The sequence below is a fragment of the Bartonella sp. AP58NXGY genome (assembly GCF_042195785.1).
In the GTDB taxonomy this organism is placed as follows: Bacteria; Pseudomonadota; Alphaproteobacteria; order Rhizobiales; family Rhizobiaceae; genus Bartonella.
This window is the reverse complement of record NZ_JBHIOY010000140.1, coordinates 1-920: the sequence shown is the minus strand read 5'-3', so window position 1 is coordinate 920 and position 920 is coordinate 1. Positions and strand designations below refer to the sequence as shown.

Sequence of the window (920 nt, the reverse complement as noted above, 5' to 3'; positions counted from 1 at the left end):
CGCTTCTACAAAGCCACCCAAAGTGTGGATACTTAAATCATCAATACGTCCATCAACAGGTGCATAAAGTGATAAGTGATCAAGACGATATTGGCTGCTGTCAAGTTTGGCTTTTAAGCCTTGTAAAGAGAGTTCTGTTTCACGAGAAAGCTGCTGATAGCGGGCGATTTCATCGGAAATAAGGCTTTGTCTTTGTTGGTGGAGTGCTTCTATTTCAGCGGTATTTTCTTCCAAGCGTCTTTTATTGGCTAAAATTTCATGTTCTACATTTTTAAAATCATGGAGACGTTCTAAATAAAGAGAGTTACTGATGACTTTTGTTTCCATCAGACTCTTGGCAGCTTTGAGTTTTTCTTGGCTTAATTGTTGATCATCTTGTAATTTGTCCAATTGTGCGTATTGGACAGCACCGCTGCGTGTAACACGGTCAGCCTGAGCTTTCAGTGTTTTGACTTTATCTTGTAGCGATTGAAGAGTCGCGTGGATGAGTTTTTCCCCTTTCAGCCTTGCTGTACTGCTGCTAGAGGCAGGAATTTGCAAATAAGAAAGCCCTTTGGTTACAAAATCCGTATCCAAAGGATCTCGTTCACTCAAGGCAGCTAAGATAGCGGCGGCAATTTGCGCTTGAAGGGTCTGTTGAGCAATATCTGCTTGAACGCGTGCGCGCTCATTTAAGGCTTCGCGGGGATCTAATTGAATAAGGAGATCACCTTGATGAACAAATTGCCCTTCTTTTACAAGAATTTTTTCAATGCGTCCTGTATTTTGCGCTTGGACGAGTTGAACATAGGAGGTGGGAATAACCGCCCCTTGTCCCCGTGCAACAATCTCTGTTTTTGAGATAAAACTACCAATGACAATAAAGAGGAATAAGGCGACAAAAACAGCAACCACCATATGAAGGGTTGGCGATAAAGGGC

The 920-nt window shown here is 42.5% G+C and carries 1 protein-coding gene; it reads right to left on the bottom strand.

Translation table 11 applies throughout. From position 1 onward, the window contains the following. Positions 1 to 920 (bottom strand): biotin/lipoyl-binding protein (locus ACFINC_RS10035; RefSeq protein WP_375617120.1); only part of this gene is annotated, 920 nt, incomplete at both ends.